This is a genomic window from Pseudomaricurvus alcaniphilus, assembly GCF_011440395.1.
Taxonomy (GTDB): domain Bacteria; phylum Pseudomonadota; class Gammaproteobacteria; order Pseudomonadales; family Cellvibrionaceae; genus Pseudomaricurvus; species Pseudomaricurvus alcaniphilus.
Genome location: NZ_JAAOIX010000010.1, coordinates 116,158 through 133,890, shown reverse-complemented (window position 1 = coordinate 133,890; position 17,733 = coordinate 116,158). Strand labels below are relative to the sequence as shown.

Below are 17,733 nucleotides of genomic sequence, written 5' to 3'. Positions count from 1 at the left end.
TTGCGACTGCTCTCATCAAGCACCAACCATAAAAACCAACAGGATTGTTTATATAGCTTTGGAGATACTTAGTCAACTGTCTAGGCAATATTTTATACATTCCTGATTGTTTTTTTACAAGACAGTGGTAAAGTTGGCGTTACCGCAAAGCTGTTTCCCATACGGCTCTACCAAAATTATTAGAACAACCATAATGACAACAATCAGGAGGCAACCAGCCCGTGAACGACGCCGCATTGAAACCAGGCCAGGCCCGCTGCCCGGGGCCCAGCACCAGTGAAGTCATCGCTTCAGACCAGGATCACGCACCCGCCCACCTGCTGCAGGAGTCCTACCAATTCCTCGGCGACGAGGACATTGATTTCAGTCGCTACACCAGCCAGTCGTTCTTCAACGCCGAAAAGCAGCAGGTTTGGCTGAAAACCTGGCAGTGGGCCTGCCGCGAAGAAGAGATACCGGGGCCGGGTGACTACACGGTCTACGACATCTGCGACAAGTCGGTACTGCTGGTGCGCACCAACAGCGGTGACATCAAGGCTTATCCCAATGCCTGCCTGCATCGCGGCACCCAGCTCAAGCCGTCCGATAGCTGCGGCCACAGCAAACAATTGCGCTGCCCCTTTCACGGTTTTACCTGGTCGCTGGAGGGTGAACTGACCGACGTCCCCTGCCGCTGGGACTTCCCCCATATCGAAGAGCGCAACTTCAGCCTGCCAGAGTTGCGGGTCGACATCTGGCAAGGTTTTGTCTTTATCAACTTCGACGCCAATGCCCAACCGCTGCAGGATTTTCTCGGGGTATTACCGGAGCATTTCGCCAACTGGCGCATGGATGAAAAATTCATCGCCATGCACATCCGCAAGCGACTGCCCGCCAACTGGAAAGCCTGCCTGGAAGCGTTCCTCGAATCCTACCATGTGCTCGAAACACACCCTCAGGGCCTGGCCACCGTCGGCGACGCCAACAGCCAGTACGACATCTACGGCGACAACGTCTCCCGTTTCGTGCATCTGGTGGGCTATCCCAGCCCGCACTTGAAAAAAGAGCCCGGTGAACAGGAAATCCTCGACGCCCTGATGAGTGAAGGGGTGGTCGAAGGCATTGAAGGCAAGCAGGACAAGCTGCAGGTGCCCGAGGGCTCAACGGCGCGTAAAACATTTGCCAAACACTTGCAAAAAAGTCTGGGCGCCGCCTACCAGCGCGACTTTTCCCACCTCAGCATCACCGAAACCATCGACGCGCTGGAATACGCCCTGTTCCCCAACACCTGCCTGTTCCCGTCACTGTTGTTTCCCATGGTGTATCGCTTCCGCCCGGACGGCAACAACCCCGACGCCACCATTTTTGATCTGCTCTACCTGCAACCGCTGCCCGAATCCGGTGAGCGTCCGGACCCCGCCGAACCCATCGACCTGGATGAACATCAGTCGTTCCACGAGGTTCCCGGCTTCGACCCGGGCCTGGCCACCATCTACGACCAGGACACCGGCAACCTCGCCGGCCAGCAGCGCGGTTTCAAATCCAGCACCAAGCGCGGCGAGACCCTGGGTAACTACCAGGAAATTCGGATTCGCCAGTTTCACAACACCCTGGACAAGTACCTGCAAGGAGGGCAGTCATGATCCGGGGTGCGCACCACGTCGCCATATCCACACCCAATATCGAACGCTTGCTGGGTTTCTATCGCGACCTGCTCGGCTTTCAGGAGGTTGCACGCACTGCCTGGGAGCCCGGCACCGACGTCATCAACCAGGTGCTGGGGCTACAGGACAGCGCGGCCACCCAGGTGATGCTGAAGGGCGCCAACCTGTGCATCGAGTTGTTCGAATTCAAGACCCCGGCGCCCGACACCATGAATCCGCAACGCCCGGTCTGCAATCACGGCCACACCCACATCTGCTTTGATGTGACAGACATCGAGGAGGTCTACGCCCGCCTGCTGGCCGCCGGTGTTGCTTTCAACGCCCCCCCACAGGACTTCGGTGCCGTCAAAGCCACCTATGGCCGCGACCCGGACGGCAACGTGTTCGAGCTGCAGGAAATCGTCGCAGTCGATGCACCGGACCGGTTGTTCGATTGAATTTGTCCAGCGCAGATGTGCGACGCAGCCTCTGGCCCGCCTGCGTTCGCAGCCACAACTTTAAGGAGCAACTGGCGGCTGCAGCCGCGGCCGGCTTTACCCACCTGCCGATTGGCCTGGTCACTTACCGGGCGCTGCGGGCCGACGGTTACAGCGATGGTAACATTCTCGACCTGGCAGCGGAGCAAGGTGTAAAACTGGGCCACTACGACGGCTTCAGCGCCTGGGCTCCGGTGCGTTTTAACGACGACCTGCCGGCCGCGGCGAGAGCGGTATTTGACATCAGTAGCGCCGAGTGCCTGGAGATTTGCCAGCGCCTGCAACTGGACAATATCTGCGCAACAGGAACATTTTATCCAACCCAATTTCCCGTCTCACAACTGGCCGATTGCTTTGCCGAGTTTTGCCAGCAGGCCAGCGCTCACGGCGTGCGGGTGGATTTGGAATTCCTGCCAATGTGGGGCGTTCCGACACTGGCGGATGCCTGGAATATCCTGCGCTCCGCTAACGCCAGCAACGCCGGCATATTACTGGACACCTGGCATTTTTTAAAAGGCACACCGAACTATGCTCTGCTCGAAAGCCTTCCCGATGGCGCCATCACTACCGTGCAACTGGCGGACGCCAAACTGCACTCAGAGACCGGCGACTTGTTTGCCGACTGCCTTCGTTTTCGCCAATTGCCGGGCGATGGCGAACTGGCGCTGCAAAAAGTGCTGGCCATTCTCGGCAAGAAAAAAGGCATCGTAAATATTGGACCGGAAATATTTTCCGACCAACTGGACCTGTTAACCGCTGAACAGGCTGCATTAAAAGCCTGGCAAGCATCGGCCGACATCTTACACCGGGCGAACTACCCCGGCGCATAAACACTGGTATCCATCACCTGCACAGCAGCGCCAGCAACCTGTTGCAACGGCTGAGAAAACTGGGCAATCCACGCCACCAAACAAATAAATCCGTACTGCTTGTTTTTTAAGAAGGTAGCTGCTACTGTTTACCCAGCATCTATGCCACCGCTTACACCAAGACATTATTGCTAACTATTATAAAGTCCTGCAGAAGGAGAACCTCTGTGCGTATAAAAACACTTGCTTCCCATATTGCCCTTGCCATGGGCACCACCCTCAGCTTTGCGCCGGTGTTACACGCTGCCGATGAAGGCCAGCGCGCTGGCGGTCTGGAGGAGATTATTGTAACCGCTCGCAAACGCGAGGAGAGCCTGCAAGATGCGCCCTTAACTGTAAGTGCTATCTCCCAGCAGCGGATCGAAAAATTTGATGTCACCAGTCTCGAAAAAATTGCCGCCCTGTCGCCGCAGTTCTTCGTCGGTCGCTCGTCCAACGGTTCCGGGGCACAGATGACCCTGCGCGGTATTGGTTCGAGTTCCACCAGTATTGGTATCGAACAGTCTGTAGCCGTGGTACTTGACGGTGTCTATTACGGCCAGGGTCGCGTTCTCAACGAAGGCATGTTCGACCTGGCCCAGATTGAACTGCTCAAGGGTCCCCAGTCCCTGTTCTTTGGCAAAAATGCCACCGCCGGGGTTATTTCCATAACCACGGCCAAACCTACGCAGGAATTTGAAGCGACCGCCAAGGTCGGCTACGAATTCGAAGCCGAGCAGACCCGCTTTGAAGGCATTGTCTCCGGCCCCCTGAGTGACACCGTCGGCGCCCGGCTCGCCGTGCGCTACTCGGATATGTCCGGCGGCTATTTCGCCAACAAATCCACCGAGCAGCCCTACAATGCCTTTGATGTTGCCACCAGTACGGTGAACCCTTACATAGCACCGGCCGACAACCGGGATGCCCCCGGTGAAGAGGAAACCCTGGCCCGCCTGACCCTGACGGTCGATCCCAACGACGACCTGTCGATGACCTTTATGGCGGCAGTCACCGATACAGAAGTCAGCAACTCTTCCTGGAACTACACCCACTTTAACTGTCCGGGCGGCGTGGGCGGTCTGAATCCAAACCTGAGCTGTGGTGATAATTTTGTCATCACCCAGAACCGGATGCCGGCGCCACTGGCTAACTCCCTGCCCTATGCCCGCAGTAACGGCGACCTGTTCAACCTGTATGAATCCTATTCGTTGACGGCCAATGTCGAATACCGCATCGGCGACAATTTCACCCTGGCATCGGTGACCAACTACCAGGACAACGAAAACACCTTTGGCCTGTCCGGTGATTTCCAGTCGTTTCCCACCGCGACGTTTGCCACTGAAAAAAATGCCTGGAATGCGTTCTCGGAAGAACTGCGCTTGACCAGCGATTTTGATGGTGACTTTAATTTTCTGGTGGGCATCCTCTACCAGGAAACCGAACGCACGTTTGACCAGTGGGTAGCGACTGCCGGACTGATGAACAGCGCGGCTCCGGACCCGAGCCTGGTACACGTGGCCTCTTCGAAGTCGTCCTTTACCGACGGCAAAACCATCTCGCCGTTTTTCCAGCTTAACTGGCAGTTGAGCGACACCGTTGAAGTCAGCGCCGGTGCCCGCTACTCCGACGAGACCAAGAAATCCGAGTTTGTGCACCCCTATAACAACCCGGGTCTGGGCGGTATCTGGCGTGAGAATGAAGTCGCCAGGGGTGACCAGAGTTTTGAGGAATGGTCGCCGGAGGCCACCCTCAGCTGGCAGATCAACGATGATATACTTGGCTATGTGGCTTACAAAACGGCGTACAAATCAGGCGGCTTTTCCAACAGCGGCATTTTTTCCGCCGACTTTATGGGCGGTTCCGAATCCGACTTCCTGTTCGAGCCTGAAACCGCCGAAGGTTTTGAAGCGGGTATTAAATCGACGCTGCTGGACAACCAGCTGCGCCTGAACTTTACCCTGTACAAATACACCTATGAGAACCTGCAGGTCGACTTTTTCAATTCACCGACCTTCGCCTTTATCACCCTCAATGTCGGCGAAGCCGCCACCAAAGGTTTTGAACTGGATCTCGAATACGCGCCCTTTGACATCGCCGGTTTGACACTGCGCGGTTCGGTTGCCTACAACAAGGCGGAGTACGATGACTTTATCTCTCCCTGCTGGGGCGGGCAGACAGCGGCAATGGGTTGTGATACCACCGTACCCGGCACCAACGGTACCCCCGGACAGGACATCAGCGGCAGTTCAACCGCCATGGCACCCAAGAGGTCTGCATCCATGGGTGTCAGCTACGACGGCAGCCTGGGCAACGGTTTATCCTACGGCATCGCGCTCGACGGTATTTACAGCGACGATTATAACGTCTCTGCATTTGCCAACCCCCACGCGGCCCGTGACGCCTACACAACCTGGGATGCAAGTGTGTACCTGGCCGGCACCGATGACCGCTGGGAGGTAAAACTGCTGGGTAAAAACCTCACCGACGAGCACATTGTATCGGGTGTGGTGGATGGCCCCAGCACACCGGTAGCCGGTGGTGAGTACGCCGATCAGCTTGGCTTTACCTCGCTGCCGCGCACCTTCGCTGTACAGCTCACTGCTCGCTTCCGCTAGCAGAACCTCGATCCGGGTACCCTTGTCGCTATTCGACCAGGGCACCCGCAACGCCCTTCCGCGCTATGAACAAAACCATCTGCAGTTATTTTACCCACGCCGGTAACGTCAACCCTTTTGCTGCCAACAGCGCCAGCCCGGTTGACTTCCAGCGCCGCGCTCGGGCCTGTGCCGACGCCGGCTTCGGCGGTATGGGCTTTTCCCTGGATGATATCAATCAGTTGCTGGCACGCCATGGTGCCGCTGAAGTGAACCGGATTCTCGATGACCTGGACCTGCAGCAGCGGGAACTGGAGGTTCTGCTCGACTGGTTTGTGGACGGCGAGCGACGTCAAGTCTCCGACCTGAAACGCCAGCAACTGCTGCTCGCCGCAGAGTTGATCGGCGCTCACCATATTAAGGTCTGCTCTGACATAACCGGCAAACCCTGGCCCATGGATCATTTGATTGGGGAATTCTACCAACTCTGTCAACAGGCCGCGGCAGTGGACACGGCGATTACCATCGAGCTGTTTCCAACCTCTAACCTCGCCGACCTGCAATCCGGGCTTGCCGTGGTGCAAGGAGCCGGCTGCAGCAACGGCGGTCTGCTGCTCGATATTTGGCATATGCTGCGCGGCAATATTTCCCTGGACGCCATTGCCAGCCTGCCGGCGGGCATCATCAATCATGTCGAACTGGACGATGGCCCGCTGCTGCCTGGTGCCGACTATATCACCGACACCATCGAGCACCGCTGCGCACCGGGCGAGGGGGAATTTCCCATCGCCAAATTTATGGCCGCCATCGCCGCCACTGGCTATCAGGGGTTATACGGCGTTGAGATCCTGTCCAATGAATTCAGGAGTCTGGCTGTAGAGCAAGCGGCGCAGCGGGCCTACCGGGGAATGGCTCACGCCTTGCAACTCGGCTAGCCTTCTCACCCAATGAATTGCATCATTTACAACCCATAAGAACGGCAGCCTTATGCCAACAATTTTGGGTTTATTTTACTTCGATAAGAAGAATATCCGGCCCCATACCACAGTTTTCAAAGTGCATTACAACACTCAGAGTGCGCCAATCGATTCAAGCTCAGATTTCAGTAACTGTAGTTGGGTTTTTGCCGTCCAGTACTCTGGCATCTGCACCCACAACGCGGCGATACCATTAATCAAGACGAGCAGGCGCTGAGCCTGGGCCACACAGTCAACTGACTCGGCAAGTTCACCTCGCGCTTTGGCTGCCTCCAGCACATCAACAAACAGTGTGTTGGCTTCCAGCAAGCCCTTGCTGCGCTCCTTTTCCAGCGCAGGGTTTCCGTTTGCCATACCCCAAAGACCGAACCATACGATCCAGTCACTGCGCTGACTGGCGTTGGTCGGCAGGCACTCTTTCAGGCAATCAAAGACGTTTTTCCCCGCGTGGAGCGCTCGCTCGACACGAAAGCGTGTCCGGTCTCGGGCAGAAAAATAGGTAAAGTTGATCAAGTCATCTTTGTTATGGAAGTAGTGGCCGATAACGGCGGTACTGAAGCCGGCTTCTTTGGCAGCAGATCGAACCGTCACGGCCTGAATTCCGCCGCGGGCTACCAGCCTTCCGACTGCGGCGGCCACCTCCTGTCTTCGGGCATCATGATCAACAATTGCGGGCACAGCTATCTCCTCTCAGGACATTTCTGTCTCAAATCTATTTAACGCCTCTTTATATTACACCAATTTCCATAACGCATCGAACAAATAAATAAATATCTATATAAAACAATAGGATATGAGCATACATCACCTGCCCCATAAAAAATGTATTTTATTTTATGACAATTGTAATATAATAAAAGAATCGGGGGGAGTTACCCCCGGCAGACAGATACACTTACCACAGATGCTCGGCAAGAATTTGCCGATACTAATAACCAAGGAGCTTATATGAGTAATCAACCCACCCTGCAAGATCGCCGTGACCTGGAAGATGCGCTACTCGACTACCTGACCGCTGTTGATGGATTGGCTGACCTGGATGCCATGACGGCTGTTTTTACCGAAGACGCGGTACTGGACCTCTCGGGGCTGGACCTGGGCGTTTTTGAAGGTCAAGAGGCAATTCGCGGGTTCTATGCGCAAGTCTTTGAGTCCATGTCCCATCACATGCACACGCTGACCAACTTCCGAGTTACTGAGTATGCTGGCGATACAGCTCGTTGTTATGCCTATATCTGTGGTATGGGGCGCTCGCACCAGGGGGTCGACATTCAGGTATATGTCTATTACGACCTGAAGATGCGACGCACCTCAAACGGTTGGAAAATCGCCCATTTTTATGAGGCTCCCAAGTTGCCCATGCCCGACTCTGTAGGCCAGGTTCATAAAGACAAGTAACTTGCATTTTTCGATCAGGAGGCAAAATGTCAAACTCTAAAGAAATACGTGCAAACCTCAGCGAAATGGACAGCTTCTCGGAAAGATTCCATCGCGATGGGGTTTTGATTGTGGAAGGTGCGTTCAATGATGAGCAGATGACGCTTATAGAAGCAGCTTATCAGGGCAATCTGGACAACCCCAGTGCGCTTGCCCAGCGTCTCTACGAAGAGTCTGGTGGTACCTTTATCCAGTCGATCGAAGACTCGAGCGGCAAGCCTGCCTTCAAGGCAATGTTTGCGCAAACCCCAATCGTTGAAATCTGCGCAAAAGCGTTCGGTTCCGGCGATGTCTGGTACTTCCATGACCAGCTGTTCTACAAGGAGGGCGACGACAAGCCGGTGCGGCGCACCCCCTGGCATCAGGACACGCCCTACCACTCCATTGATGGCAGCAAGTTTGTGGTCTTCTGGATTCCGATGCGCGATATCCCTGCGGAGTCCGCGCTCGAAGTCGTCCGGGGGTCGCACAAACAGACGCTGTACAACCCCTCATTCTTCGATCCGAACGATGACACACTTCCTCTTTACGATGAGAAGGAAATGCCTCGCCTGCCGGAAATTGAAGCAGAGCGGGACAAATGGGATATCGTGACCTGTGGCATGAAGCGTGGCGACGTGTTGCTTTTCCACCCCAGCTGTCTGCACGGCGGCGGCACTACACCGCCCCGCTCGACCAGACGCAGCCTGTCCCTGCGCATGGTGGGCGACGATATGATCCGGGTAACACGGCCCAGTGCCAACCTGGACTCCCCAACCGCGAACAATGTCGGCAATGATGAAGAAGAGTTGACTGCGCGCATCAACAAGCTTCCCCTGGGGACACCAGTGCATACAGCCGGCCTGACCAAGCTGAGCTGATGTTACAGGTGCCCTACAGCGAGACTGCGGATCAATTGATCCGCAGTCTCGCTTTATTGAAGCCCTGAAAGATCCCGGACCCTTGGCCACAGCCGCGGATTTTTCCGCCACCTGAAAACCTCGGCAATAAAAGTTTAGGGGTAGATCAAAACCTTAAGACTAACGAGGTATATTAGTACCGGTATTCTTACTTCCGCCCCATGAACATTGGAAAAATTCAGCTCACTTTGCGGTAACTTCACCAGACACTTTTTCCAGCACCATAGCGTAAATCTGCCAGCCGTTTTCCGGGCTGTAGCGCAGCTGGTCATGGTAGGTACCAATAAATATGTCCAGCACGCGATCCGGATCGTCGTGCCAGGCCTGCAGGTAGCTGGTCATGGTTGCCTCACCCCCCCTGCCACTGGCATCCGGCAGAGACTTGATCTCTACCAACTGCGTGCCGATCAAATGCTGGGTATTGGCAAATACGCTCAGCGCCTGGGCTGCCACATCCACCCAGGCATCGGGTCCCTCAGCGGTAAAAACCACTTTGCCGTGCTCGGTGGTGCTGATTTTGGCGTCGGCGGTAAAAATACTGCGGTAGATAGCCCGGCCCTGGGCGATGCTTTCTGCAGTGTTGAGGCCGATAAGGTCGGTGGCCCGGGCATAGTGCTTGCGCAGGTATTCAATCTTCTGGATGGCCACCAGCCGGGAGAGCTGCGCGGCGGAATCATCCGGCCTTGCGGCAAAGGTTACCGCACTGAAAACCAGGCTCAACGCAACTGTCGTAAAAATTTTCTGCAAAATCCCGAGCGTATTTAACCGCATAACCCTACCCTATTCACTGTTAAGTTTGTGAACTTGCCCTTATTGCGCCATCAGGCCGCCGTCTACTACCAACTCTGTCGCGGTGACATAACTGGATTCATCCGAAGCCAGGAACAGCACACAGTCGGCCACTTCCTCCGGGCGCCCCAGGCGACCCACGGGGATCGATTCGCCAATCGCCTTGAAGCCTTCCGGGTTTTCCCGGCGGGAGACATTCTGGATATTGGTATCAATCACACCCGGGTGGACGGAGTTGCAGCGAATGCCCTGGCGCGCGTATTCCATCGCCACACTCTTGCTGAAATTGCGCACGCCGGCCTTGGCGATACCGTAGATCGAGACATTGGGAATGCCTTTCAAGCCACCCACGGAAGACAGGTTGACAATGGAACCGCCGCCGGATTTTGCCATTACCGGTATGACTTTCTGGCAGCCGATAAAGACACTGCGGATATTGACGTCCATTTGCAGGTCGTAGTCCGCGGCCGAGTATTCGCAGATCGGCTTCATGGACACCATGCCGGCGTTGTTCACCAGGATATCGATGCGACCAAAACGCTCCACTGTGGCATCGACCACCTGCTGCCAGCGATTTTCATCCACTACATTCTGGGGCATGGCCAGCACTTCGGCGCCCAGGTCGAGCAATTCCTGTTGCCGTTGCGCCAACCCCTCTTCATCGATATCGGTAATGACCAGTTTGGCGCCTTCCGCGGCGAAACGCAGGGCAATGCTGCGACCGAGACTGGGGTTGGAGGCGGCGCCGGTGATGATGGCCACTTTGTTTAACAGTCGAGACATAATTAATCCTTTAGTAATTGCTTATTTTCAGGCGCCCTCTCCGGACGGATAGGGTTTTGCCAGTACGCCACCGTCGACATACATCTGGTGACCGGTCATAAAACTGGACTCCTCCGAGGCGAGGAACAGTACGCAGTTGGCGACCTCTTCCACGGTGGCGATTCGATTCAACGGCTGCATGCCGGCGTAGATTTTTTCCAGTGTGGCGGGGTCCTCCGCTGCGTCCAGGTACTGCTGTAGCAGCGGGGTATAAGTCGCTGCGGGATGTACGGAATTGCAGCGGATGTTGTAACCCTTCTCACCGCAGTGCAGTGCCACGGTTTTGGTAACCGCATCTTGCGCGGCCTTGGCTGCGCCGTAGCAAGTAAACAGCGGGCCGGGGCGAATGCTTTCCACCGTAGAAATATTGACAATACTGCCGCCGCCGGTTTTTTTCATGCTGGCTACCGCGTATTTGCAGCCCAGAAAAGCACCTTCACCATGCACACGCATATGGTCGCGCCATTCATTGAGGTCGGCATCCTCGATACTCGCTGGCCGGGAGATACCCGCGCTCTGAATCAAAATATCCAGTTGGCCACAGTGGCTTTCGGTGTAGTCTATCGCCGCCTGCCACTGCCCCTCTTCACACACATCCAGCTGCAGGCCAACAGCGTTGTTACCCAGCTCTGCCGCCAGGCTATCGGCGGCGGCGGTGTCGATATCGGCAATGATGACTTTCGCCCCCTGCTGCACCAGCATTTTGCAGATGCCGGCACCGATGCCCTTGGCACCGCCGGTGACCAGGGCGGTTTTTCCTGAAAAGCGCATAGTTGAACCCTTATTATTAAAACATCATGAGAAACCAACACCGGCTGAGAGCCGCAATCAAATGGCGTTCCAGCCGCCATCGACTTCGAGCAAACTGCCGGTACTGAACGAGGACAGGTCCGAGGCCAAATACAGAACGCCATTGGCAACTTCTGCGGGAGTGCCCAGGCGTTTCATGGCGTGCTTCGCCGACAGCACCGACAGGTCTTCCACCATACTCAGCACCAGGGGTGTGGCAACATTACCGGGGCAGATGGCATTGATGCGAATATTACGCTCGGCGTAATCCACCGCAACGGTGCGGGTGAGGCCGGCGACCGCGAATTTACTGGTGACATAGGGCGCGGCCCCGGGATAGGTGTTGCGGCTGGTGGCAGAGGCCATATTGACAATGCAACCGCCGCCCTGTTTCAGCATCTGGCGAATTTCCGCCTGCATACACAGCCATACCCCTTTCAGGTTTACCGCCAAGACACGATCAAACTCGGACTCGGCCACTTCATGGAAGTCGCTCAGCGGCGACGAGGTGCCGGCGTTATTGACAGCGATATCCAGGCGCCCGTAGCGCTCGACGATCTTATCGAGCAGGGCGTTGACATCGGCGGACTTGCTGGCGTCATTGAGCAAACCCAACACTTCGCCACCCTCGCCCTGCAACTCGGCCACCGCTTTATCCAGCGCTGCCTGGGAAATATCGGTAATCACCACCCGCGCGCCCGCAGTGACAAAGGCCTGGGCGCAGGCGAAACCCAAACCTGCGGCGGCGCCGGTCACCAGAACGACCTTGCCAGAAAAATCAAACGTCATGCACTGCTCCGTTTATTGTTATCAAAAATTGGCTGCCAACCCGGCAGCCATTGCTTAATCCAGGGGCGCACAGGCCGCAACTACCTCAGGTGGCGTTGCCGCCGTCGACCATATAGACACTGCCGGTGCAGTAACTGCTTTCATCGCTGCCCAGGAATACCATCATGTTGGCGATCTCGACCGGCTGGCCGTAGCGACCCATGGGCGTTTGCGCGGTTATTTTCTGGTTGAAATCATCGCCGCCACCGGGAGCAAAACCCTCGGCAATGGAGCGCATCATGCGCGACTCAATGGGGCCTGGATTGACGGTGTTGACGCGGATATTGTATTGCGTGCACTCGAGGGCGGCGCAGCGCATCATACCGATCACCGCGTGCTTGCTGGTATTGTAAGGCACCATATTGGCAGCCCCTTTCACGCCGGCGCCGGAGGAGGTAATGATAATGCTGCCGCCACCGCCATTTTTCATCACCGGAATCACATAGTGCAAACCGAGCCAGACGCCACGCACGTTAACCGCCAGCACCTTGTCGAGATTGGCGACATCCGAATCGATAATTTCACCGATCTTGCCCTCGATGCCGGCGTTGGCCACGAACACATCAATGCCGCCAAAGGCGTCCGTACAGGCACGAACCATATTCTCCACCTGATCCGGCTGGGTAACATCCACCGCCACGCAAGCAGCGCGGTCGGCGCCCAACTGAGCGACCAGTGGCTGCAGTGACTCGAGATTGACATCCGCCAGCATCACTTTCGCGCCTTCTTCGCTAAAGCGCTTTACCGCCGCGATGCCTATGGCGCCCGCGGCGCCGGTAATCAATACCACTTTATCTTTTAATCTCATCGGGATTCCTTTGGCCTGTGATCGCTTCGATCAAGTGCGCTTTAAAATTTAATATCGTCGCTTAGGCGGCGGGGATTTCACCCGCGGCCACCATAGCATCCATCAACTCGGTACCCATGGGGTTGCGACGCAGACACAGACCGCCGTTTACCTGCAGGTTTTCACCGGTCATAAAACATTCGTCGGAGGCGAGAAACGTCGCTGCAGCAGCTATGTCTTCCTTGCTGCCGATACGGCCCAGCGGATAACACTTTTCAAATTCCTTCACCAGCGCGGCGCTCTGCATGGCATTGGCCGTCATGGGGGTTTCCGTCAGCCCGGGCGAAATACTGTTGGCGCGAATCCCCTTGCTGCCAAACTGATTGGCGACACAGCGAATCAAGTGATCCGTGCCGGCCTTGGTACCCATGTAGGCGGCGTGGTCATCGAGCATGATTTTGGCTGTGGCAGAGGATATCTGGATAATGGACCCGCCGGTTGCGTCCATGGCCTGCACCAGTTTTTGCAACCACATAAACGGGCCCTTGAACTGCAGGTCGATAATCCGGTCGAGATCTGCCTCCGAGTTCTCGACCAGCGGCACCAGTAAACCCCAACCAGTGCAGTTGACAGCTATATCGAGACGGCCGTGACGATCGATGATGGTATCGATCATGGCGTCAATGGAGGCCTTGCTGGTGAGGTCGCACAAGACCCAGTCGCCATTGACGCTGGCGGCGAAGTCGCGCAATTCCTGTTCGTTACGGCCGGATACAATGACTTTGGCACCTTCTGCCGCAAAGCGGCGGGCGATGACCTGGCCCATATTATCCTTGCCGGCAGCGCCGACAATGGAAGCGATTTTTCCGTCTAGACGACCCATGAGAGAACCCCTGGTTTGGCTGGTGATCGTTATTAGTTGCGCCCTATAAAACAGACAGGCATGTTTCTTTTTTAATAATATTGCCTTCCCGACTAATCTGCAACCACTTTCTCTTGCTGCAGGCTTTGGCGCCACCACGAGTTTGGATATTGACAGACAGGCGCGCACAACTAATACTTAGTCAAATGTATAAAAACAAGGTTATTGGTTTGTTATTATAAGGGCCAGGCGCCGACCAGCAGTTACTCCGAATTCAATATAAATAGCAAAGAGGTTGTGCTCCGATGGCACCGATCAATCCGCGCAATACCCGTATCATGCAAAACAGCTGGGTTGTCAACGACCTGCGACAAGCCGCAACAGACTGGATCCGGCAGACCGGCATAGGCCCATTTTTCCTGGTGGAAGGCATAGAACTGGAAGACCAGTTGCACCGGGGCAAGCCCACCGACGTCAAAGCCAGCTTTGCCCTCGCCCAGGCCGGCGACATCCAGATTGAACTGGTCTGCCAGCACAATGACGCCCCCTCCGCCTACCGCGATACCATCGCCGCAGGGCAGCAGGGCTTCCACCATATGGCGCTCTACTGCCAGCATTACGATGACGACCTGGAGGCCTATCTGCAACAGGGCGCAGAAGTCGCCTTCAGCGGCACCTCCGGGGGCAAGCGCTTCTGCTATCTCGATACCACTGCCAGCCTGGGCTACATGATGGAATTGATTGAACACTCGCCGGCCCAGACGGAATTTTTTCAACGCATCCGCGCTGCCGCCGCTGATTGGCAGGGCGACAATCCGCTGCGACCAGCTTTTTAATTGCCGGCCTTTTTGCCGGTCTGTGCCTTAGCCATCTGTATACACCCCTGGTGTCACTGGACCTTTCGGAGAACCCAAAGCCATGAACGATACACCGCTGACCCTCTCAGCAAGCGACATCACCCATTATTCTTCTACCCACGATGTCCTGGTGGTTGGATATGGCATTGCAGGCGCCTGCGCTGCACTTGAGGCCCGCCGCACAGGCGCGGATGTCATGGTTATTGAGCGCGCCAGCGCTGGAGGTGGCGCCAGCGCGGTTTCTTCCGGCCTGTTCTACCTGGGTGGTGGTACTGGTGTACAAAAGGCCTGTAACGTCGAGGACGATGCCGACAACATGTACCGGTTTATGATCGCCAGCATGGGCTCTGAAAATGCCGACATGATTCGCATGTATTGCGATCAGAATGTTGAACACTTCAACTGGCTGGAGGCCCAGGGAATACCTTTCGAGCGCAGCTACCACCAGGGCAAAGCCGTATTTTTATTAAGCTCTGAAGGCCTACTGAGTACCGGCAATGAAAAGCTGTGGCCCTACCGTGAGATTGCCAGGCCCGCCGCCCGTGGCCACCAGGTGCAGGAAGAGGGCGACAGCCCCTGCCGCCTGGCCATGGAGCGACTGATACAGCGCTGCCTCGATGAGGGCGTAAACGCCACCTATGACAGCCGTGCCACCGCTTTGATTATCGATGACGGCAACAACTCGATCGTCGGCGTACAGATTCGCAAAAACGGTGAACTGCTAAACCTGCGCGCCCACAAGGGCGTCGTGCTGGCCACCGGGGGATTTGTTATGAACCATGATATGGTGGCCAGTAACCTGCAGACCTCGCCGACACTGGAACCCCTTGGTACACCCTACAGCGATGGCGCGGGAATCCGCCTCGGCAGTGCAGCCGGTGCGGCCACTGATGCCATGAACGGCCTGATTGCCACCGCCTCCATCTACCCGCCGGGACAATTGATCAAGGGCATCATCGTCAACCGGAACGGCAAGCGCTTCGTCGCCGAAGACAGCTATCACGGCCGCACCGCAGCCTTTATCGCGGAGCAGCCACAACAACGCGCTTACCTGATCGTCGACTCGGAGATTTTTGCCTACCCGGAAATTGAGAGCGCGCGTCATCAGTTGATCGACGGCTTTGAAAGCATCGAGGAAATGGAGAGCCAATTGAAACTGCCACCGGGGTCATTGACCCAAACTCTGGCCGACTACAACCTTCATGCAGCAGCAAGCCGCGACCCAGATTTCCACAAACATTCCGACTGGCTCAAGCCTCTCGACAAGGGCCCATGGGCGGCTTTTGACATCTCCTACAACCGCTCGAGCTATTTGTTTATGACACTCGGCGGCCTGAAGATCAACTGCAACGCCCAGGTACTCGACCGTGAAGGCAACGCCATCAAGGGCCTGTACGGCGCTGGCGCCTGCACCGCTCACATTCCCAAATCGGGGAAATCTTACGCCAGCGGCATGAGCCTGGGCCCCGGCTCCTTCTTTGGCCGAGTGGCCGGGCGCCATTGCGCGAGCGCCGCTCAGTAACCGGCTTTAAGTGCAGGCTCCGTGATCACGGAGCTCATGGCCAAAAACCCTGCACTGAAGAAGCGGGTCATTTTCTCGACTATGGTATCCAGGTCCGAGGCCTTGCACAGGCCCTGTGACTGGCGGTCCACGATACCGGACTCTACCAGCACGTGGGTTATGGCCGCCTGGTAGAAATAGAAACTCCAGTGCAGATCCTCGGCGGACATGGCGGGGAGTATTTTGCGCAGCTCGTCGATAAACAGCATCACTACCGCATCAGACTGGTCGGTAGCGGGCCGCAGGAAGGTCTCCTCCTGGGGCAACTGGGCCACCTGGGCCAGCAGCCGCACGTAGTTGCGCCAGCCCTCCCCGCCGCGCAGGGACTTTTCCACGATGGGCTTGAGAAAGGCCCGCAATACGTTCTGCAGGCGGGTCTCCAGGTCCGCCGCCGGTTGCTGCTGCACAGCTTGCAGGGCGTCGGCCAGGCCCTGGACATTGGCGCTGGAGCGGCGATCGATAACCGCTCGAAACAAGTCTTCCTTGGCACCGAAATGGTAGTAACAGAGTGCAACCTGAACCCCAGCCTCGCGGCTGATGTCGCGCAGGGAGACACCGTAGTAGCCGCGCTGGACAAACAGGCCTTCGGCGGCATCGAGTATTTTTTCCTTGGTTTCAGGGGAGCGGCGCCGGTCAACGCGCTTTGCCGGCGCTGCTGCGACACTGGAATCACGCTTGGCTATGACCCTCTCCCCGATAATCTCTGTCTCATTGCTGGACGCACCCGTCTACTCGCTGCCGCGCAGCGACTCCTCATAAATCTGGTAGAGGATATTGGTCAGGTGAGTTCTGACCCGTTTGGCGCGGGCATTCTTGCGCACGGACATATGACTGAGCGCCATGCCCTTCATCAGGAACTGCACCAAATCGTGGGACGCCTCCAGAGCTTCCACTTTCTCCCAGTGGGGAAACACCAACTTGACAGTATTGAGAAACTGCTTCTCAAAATCCTTCTCCACCGGCTCGATGACTTTTTTCAGCTCGGCATCGGTACGCGACGCCATCAGCAGTTCCTGGTAGGCAATAAAGGAAGGCAGGTTGACATAGCGCCAGGCCGAATCCACCGACTTGCGAATACTCTCCTTGGAGAGCTTTACGTTCGGGTCATCGATATCGGCCATCAGCTCCTGGTACTCCCTCAGCCGCAGCTCGTGCAGGTAATCGATCACCGCCTTGATGACCGACATCCGCGACGGAAAATGATGCATCATCGCCCCGCGGGAGACATTGGCGTGGCTGGCGATCAGCGCGGTGGTGGTATTGGCATAACCCAGCTCTATCAGGCACTGGCAGGCGGCATTCAGAATCGCAGTGCGGGTCATGGCACTCTTTTCAGCCTGCCAGCCCTTCTCATTGCGCTTGGGCCTGCTCGCTCGCGGCTTGGCCGGGGCATCTCCAACTTCCACTTTGGCGTCTACTGTGTCCATAGAATCACTGTCCTTTTCCCATAATTCAAAGCTTTTCAGAATAACAAACTCACGCCTGTCAGAATAACAAACAGCCGCCTGTTTTTCCAAAATAAAAATAAGCATGACTATTTTTTAAATAAGTCATGGAAATTTGT

General features: G+C 56.2%; 18 protein-coding genes. 9 read left to right on the top strand and 9 right to left on the bottom strand.

Annotated features, from left to right (window positions below):
- The first annotated feature begins 221 nt into the window (after positions 1-221).
- The 5 genes from G8764_RS18175 (at position 222) to G8764_RS18155 (ending at position 6,496) form a co-directional block, all read left to right on the top strand.
- On the top strand, positions 222-1,622 hold the full coding sequence (locus G8764_RS18175) for an SRPBCC family protein (RefSeq protein WP_166166277.1): 1,401 nt from the start codon (positions 222-224) through the stop codon (positions 1,620-1,622).
- A complete protein-coding gene (locus tag G8764_RS18170) occupies positions 1,619-2,080 on the top strand; it encodes a VOC family protein (protein WP_166166275.1) in 462 nt (153 codons plus the stop codon). The genes G8764_RS18175 and G8764_RS18170 overlap by 4 nt, the downstream gene beginning before the upstream one ends.
- Positions 2,077-2,949, top strand: coding sequence for a sugar phosphate isomerase/epimerase family protein (locus tag G8764_RS18165; protein WP_166166273.1), 873 nt, complete (start codon positions 2,077-2,079; stop codon positions 2,947-2,949). The genes G8764_RS18170 and G8764_RS18165 overlap by 4 nt, the downstream gene beginning before the upstream one ends.
- A 206-nt stretch (positions 2,950-3,155) precedes the next feature.
- The gene (locus tag G8764_RS18160) at positions 3,156-5,582 is read left to right on the top strand and encodes a TonB-dependent receptor domain-containing protein (protein WP_207951960.1); all 2,427 of its coding nucleotides are present in this window, start codon (positions 3,156-3,158) and stop codon (positions 5,580-5,582) included.
- A 65-nt stretch (positions 5,583-5,647) separates the two neighbouring features.
- Positions 5,648-6,496, top strand: a complete 849-nt coding sequence (locus G8764_RS18155; RefSeq protein ID WP_166166271.1) for a sugar phosphate isomerase/epimerase family protein — start codon at positions 5,648-5,650, stop codon at positions 6,494-6,496.
- 135 nt (positions 6,497-6,631) lie between these two features.
- Here G8764_RS18155 and G8764_RS18150 read toward each other — a convergent pair whose 3' ends face one another.
- A complete protein-coding gene (locus tag G8764_RS18150) occupies positions 6,632-7,216 on the bottom strand; it encodes a TetR family transcriptional regulator C-terminal domain-containing protein (RefSeq protein ID WP_166166268.1) in 585 nt (194 codons plus the stop codon).
- 270 nt (positions 7,217-7,486) lie between these two features.
- Between G8764_RS18150 and G8764_RS18145 the strand changes: the two genes are divergently transcribed.
- Together G8764_RS18145 and G8764_RS18140 are read left to right on the top strand one after the other, a co-directional pair.
- Positions 7,487-7,936 (top strand): nuclear transport factor 2 family protein, encoded by a 450-nt coding sequence (locus tag G8764_RS18145; protein ID WP_166166266.1) that lies wholly within the window; start codon positions 7,487-7,489, stop codon positions 7,934-7,936.
- A 26-nt stretch (positions 7,937-7,962) separates the two neighbouring features.
- A complete protein-coding gene (locus G8764_RS18140; protein ID WP_166166264.1) occupies positions 7,963-8,835 on the top strand; it encodes a phytanoyl-CoA dioxygenase family protein in 873 nt (290 codons plus the stop codon).
- Between the two features lie 222 nt (positions 8,836-9,057).
- Here the strand turns inward: G8764_RS18140 and G8764_RS18135 are convergent, their stop codons facing one another.
- From G8764_RS18135 to G8764_RS18110, 6 genes are all read right to left on the bottom strand, one after another.
- Positions 9,058-9,645 (bottom strand): nuclear transport factor 2 family protein, encoded by a 588-nt coding sequence (locus G8764_RS18135; RefSeq protein ID WP_166166262.1) that lies wholly within the window; start codon positions 9,643-9,645, stop codon positions 9,058-9,060.
- 39 nt (positions 9,646-9,684) lie between these two features.
- A complete protein-coding gene (locus tag G8764_RS18130; protein WP_166166260.1) occupies positions 9,685-10,446 on the bottom strand; it encodes an SDR family NAD(P)-dependent oxidoreductase in 762 nt (253 codons plus the stop codon).
- Between the two features lie 27 nt (positions 10,447-10,473).
- Positions 10,474-11,256: an SDR family oxidoreductase gene (locus tag G8764_RS18125; protein ID WP_166166258.1), complete on the bottom strand. Its 783-nt coding sequence runs from the start codon at positions 11,254-11,256 to the stop codon at positions 10,474-10,476.
- 57 nt (positions 11,257-11,313) lie between these two features.
- Entirely contained in the window at positions 11,314-12,063 is a 750-nt protein-coding gene (locus G8764_RS18120; RefSeq protein ID WP_166166256.1) for an SDR family NAD(P)-dependent oxidoreductase, read from the bottom strand.
- A gap of 85 nt (positions 12,064-12,148) precedes the next feature.
- Positions 12,149-12,910 carry an SDR family NAD(P)-dependent oxidoreductase gene (locus tag G8764_RS18115; RefSeq protein ID WP_166166254.1) on the bottom strand — a complete coding sequence of 254 codons (762 nt, stop codon included), beginning with the start codon at positions 12,908-12,910 and terminating at the stop codon, positions 12,149-12,151.
- A gap of 61 nt (positions 12,911-12,971) precedes the next feature.
- The gene (locus G8764_RS18110) at positions 12,972-13,772 is read right to left on the bottom strand and encodes an SDR family NAD(P)-dependent oxidoreductase (protein WP_166166252.1); all 801 of its coding nucleotides are present in this window, start codon (positions 13,770-13,772) and stop codon (positions 12,972-12,974) included.
- 284 nt (positions 13,773-14,056) lie between these two features.
- Between G8764_RS18110 and G8764_RS18105 the strand changes: the two genes are divergently transcribed.
- Positions 14,057-14,587, top strand: a complete 531-nt coding sequence (locus G8764_RS18105; RefSeq protein WP_207951959.1) for a VOC family protein — start codon at positions 14,057-14,059, stop codon at positions 14,585-14,587.
- Positions 14,588-14,669: 82 nt separating this feature from the next.
- Positions 14,670-16,130: an FAD-binding protein gene (locus G8764_RS18100; protein WP_166166250.1), complete on the top strand. Its 1,461-nt coding sequence runs from the start codon at positions 14,670-14,672 to the stop codon at positions 16,128-16,130.
- Here G8764_RS18100 and G8764_RS23000 read toward each other — a convergent pair.
- Together G8764_RS23000 and G8764_RS18090 are read right to left on the bottom strand one after the other, a co-directional pair.
- A complete protein-coding gene (locus G8764_RS23000) occupies positions 16,124-16,771 on the bottom strand; it encodes a TetR/AcrR family transcriptional regulator (RefSeq protein ID WP_341806417.1) in 648 nt (215 codons plus the stop codon). The genes G8764_RS18100 and G8764_RS23000 overlap by 7 nt on opposite strands.
- A 126-nt stretch (positions 16,772-16,897) precedes the next feature.
- Positions 16,898-17,596: a TetR/AcrR family transcriptional regulator gene (locus G8764_RS18090; protein WP_243748886.1), complete on the bottom strand. Its 699-nt coding sequence runs from the start codon at positions 17,594-17,596 to the stop codon at positions 16,898-16,900.
- Between the last annotated feature and the right edge of the window lie 137 nt (positions 17,597-17,733).

Coding starts and splice junctions, on each gene's coding strand:
- G8764_RS18170 (WP_166166275.1), top strand. CDS start 1,619: ATGATCCGGGGTGCGCACCACGTCGCCATATCCACACCCAATATCGAA.
- G8764_RS18155 (WP_166166271.1), top strand. CDS start 5,648: ATGAACAAAACCATCTGCAGTTATTTTACCCACGCCGGTAACGTCAAC.
- G8764_RS18145 (WP_166166266.1), top strand. CDS start 7,487: ATGAGTAATCAACCCACCCTGCAAGATCGCCGTGACCTGGAAGATGCG.
- G8764_RS18140 (WP_166166264.1), top strand. CDS start 7,963: ATGTCAAACTCTAAAGAAATACGTGCAAACCTCAGCGAAATGGACAGC.
- G8764_RS18135 (WP_166166262.1), bottom strand. CDS start 9,645: ATGCGGTTAAATACGCTCGGGATTTTGCAGAAAATTTTTACGACAGTT.
- G8764_RS18130 (WP_166166260.1), bottom strand. CDS start 10,446: ATGTCTCGACTGTTAAACAAAGTGGCCATCATCACCGGCGCCGCCTCC.
- G8764_RS18125 (WP_166166258.1), bottom strand. CDS start 11,256: ATGCGCTTTTCAGGAAAAACCGCCCTGGTCACCGGCGGTGCCAAGGGC.
- G8764_RS18120 (WP_166166256.1), bottom strand. CDS start 12,063: ATGACGTTTGATTTTTCTGGCAAGGTCGTTCTGGTGACCGGCGCCGCC.
- G8764_RS18115 (WP_166166254.1), bottom strand. CDS start 12,910: ATGAGATTAAAAGATAAAGTGGTATTGATTACCGGCGCCGCGGGCGCC.
- G8764_RS18110 (WP_166166252.1), bottom strand. CDS start 13,772: ATGGGTCGTCTAGACGGAAAAATCGCTTCCATTGTCGGCGCTGCCGGC.
- G8764_RS18105 (WP_207951959.1), top strand. CDS start 14,057: ATGGCACCGATCAATCCGCGCAATACCCGTATCATGCAAAACAGCTGG.
- G8764_RS18100 (WP_166166250.1), top strand. CDS start 14,670: ATGAACGATACACCGCTGACCCTCTCAGCAAGCGACATCACCCATTAT.
- G8764_RS18090 (WP_243748886.1), bottom strand. CDS start 17,596: ATGGACACAGTAGACGCCAAAGTGGAAGTTGGAGATGCCCCGGCCAAG.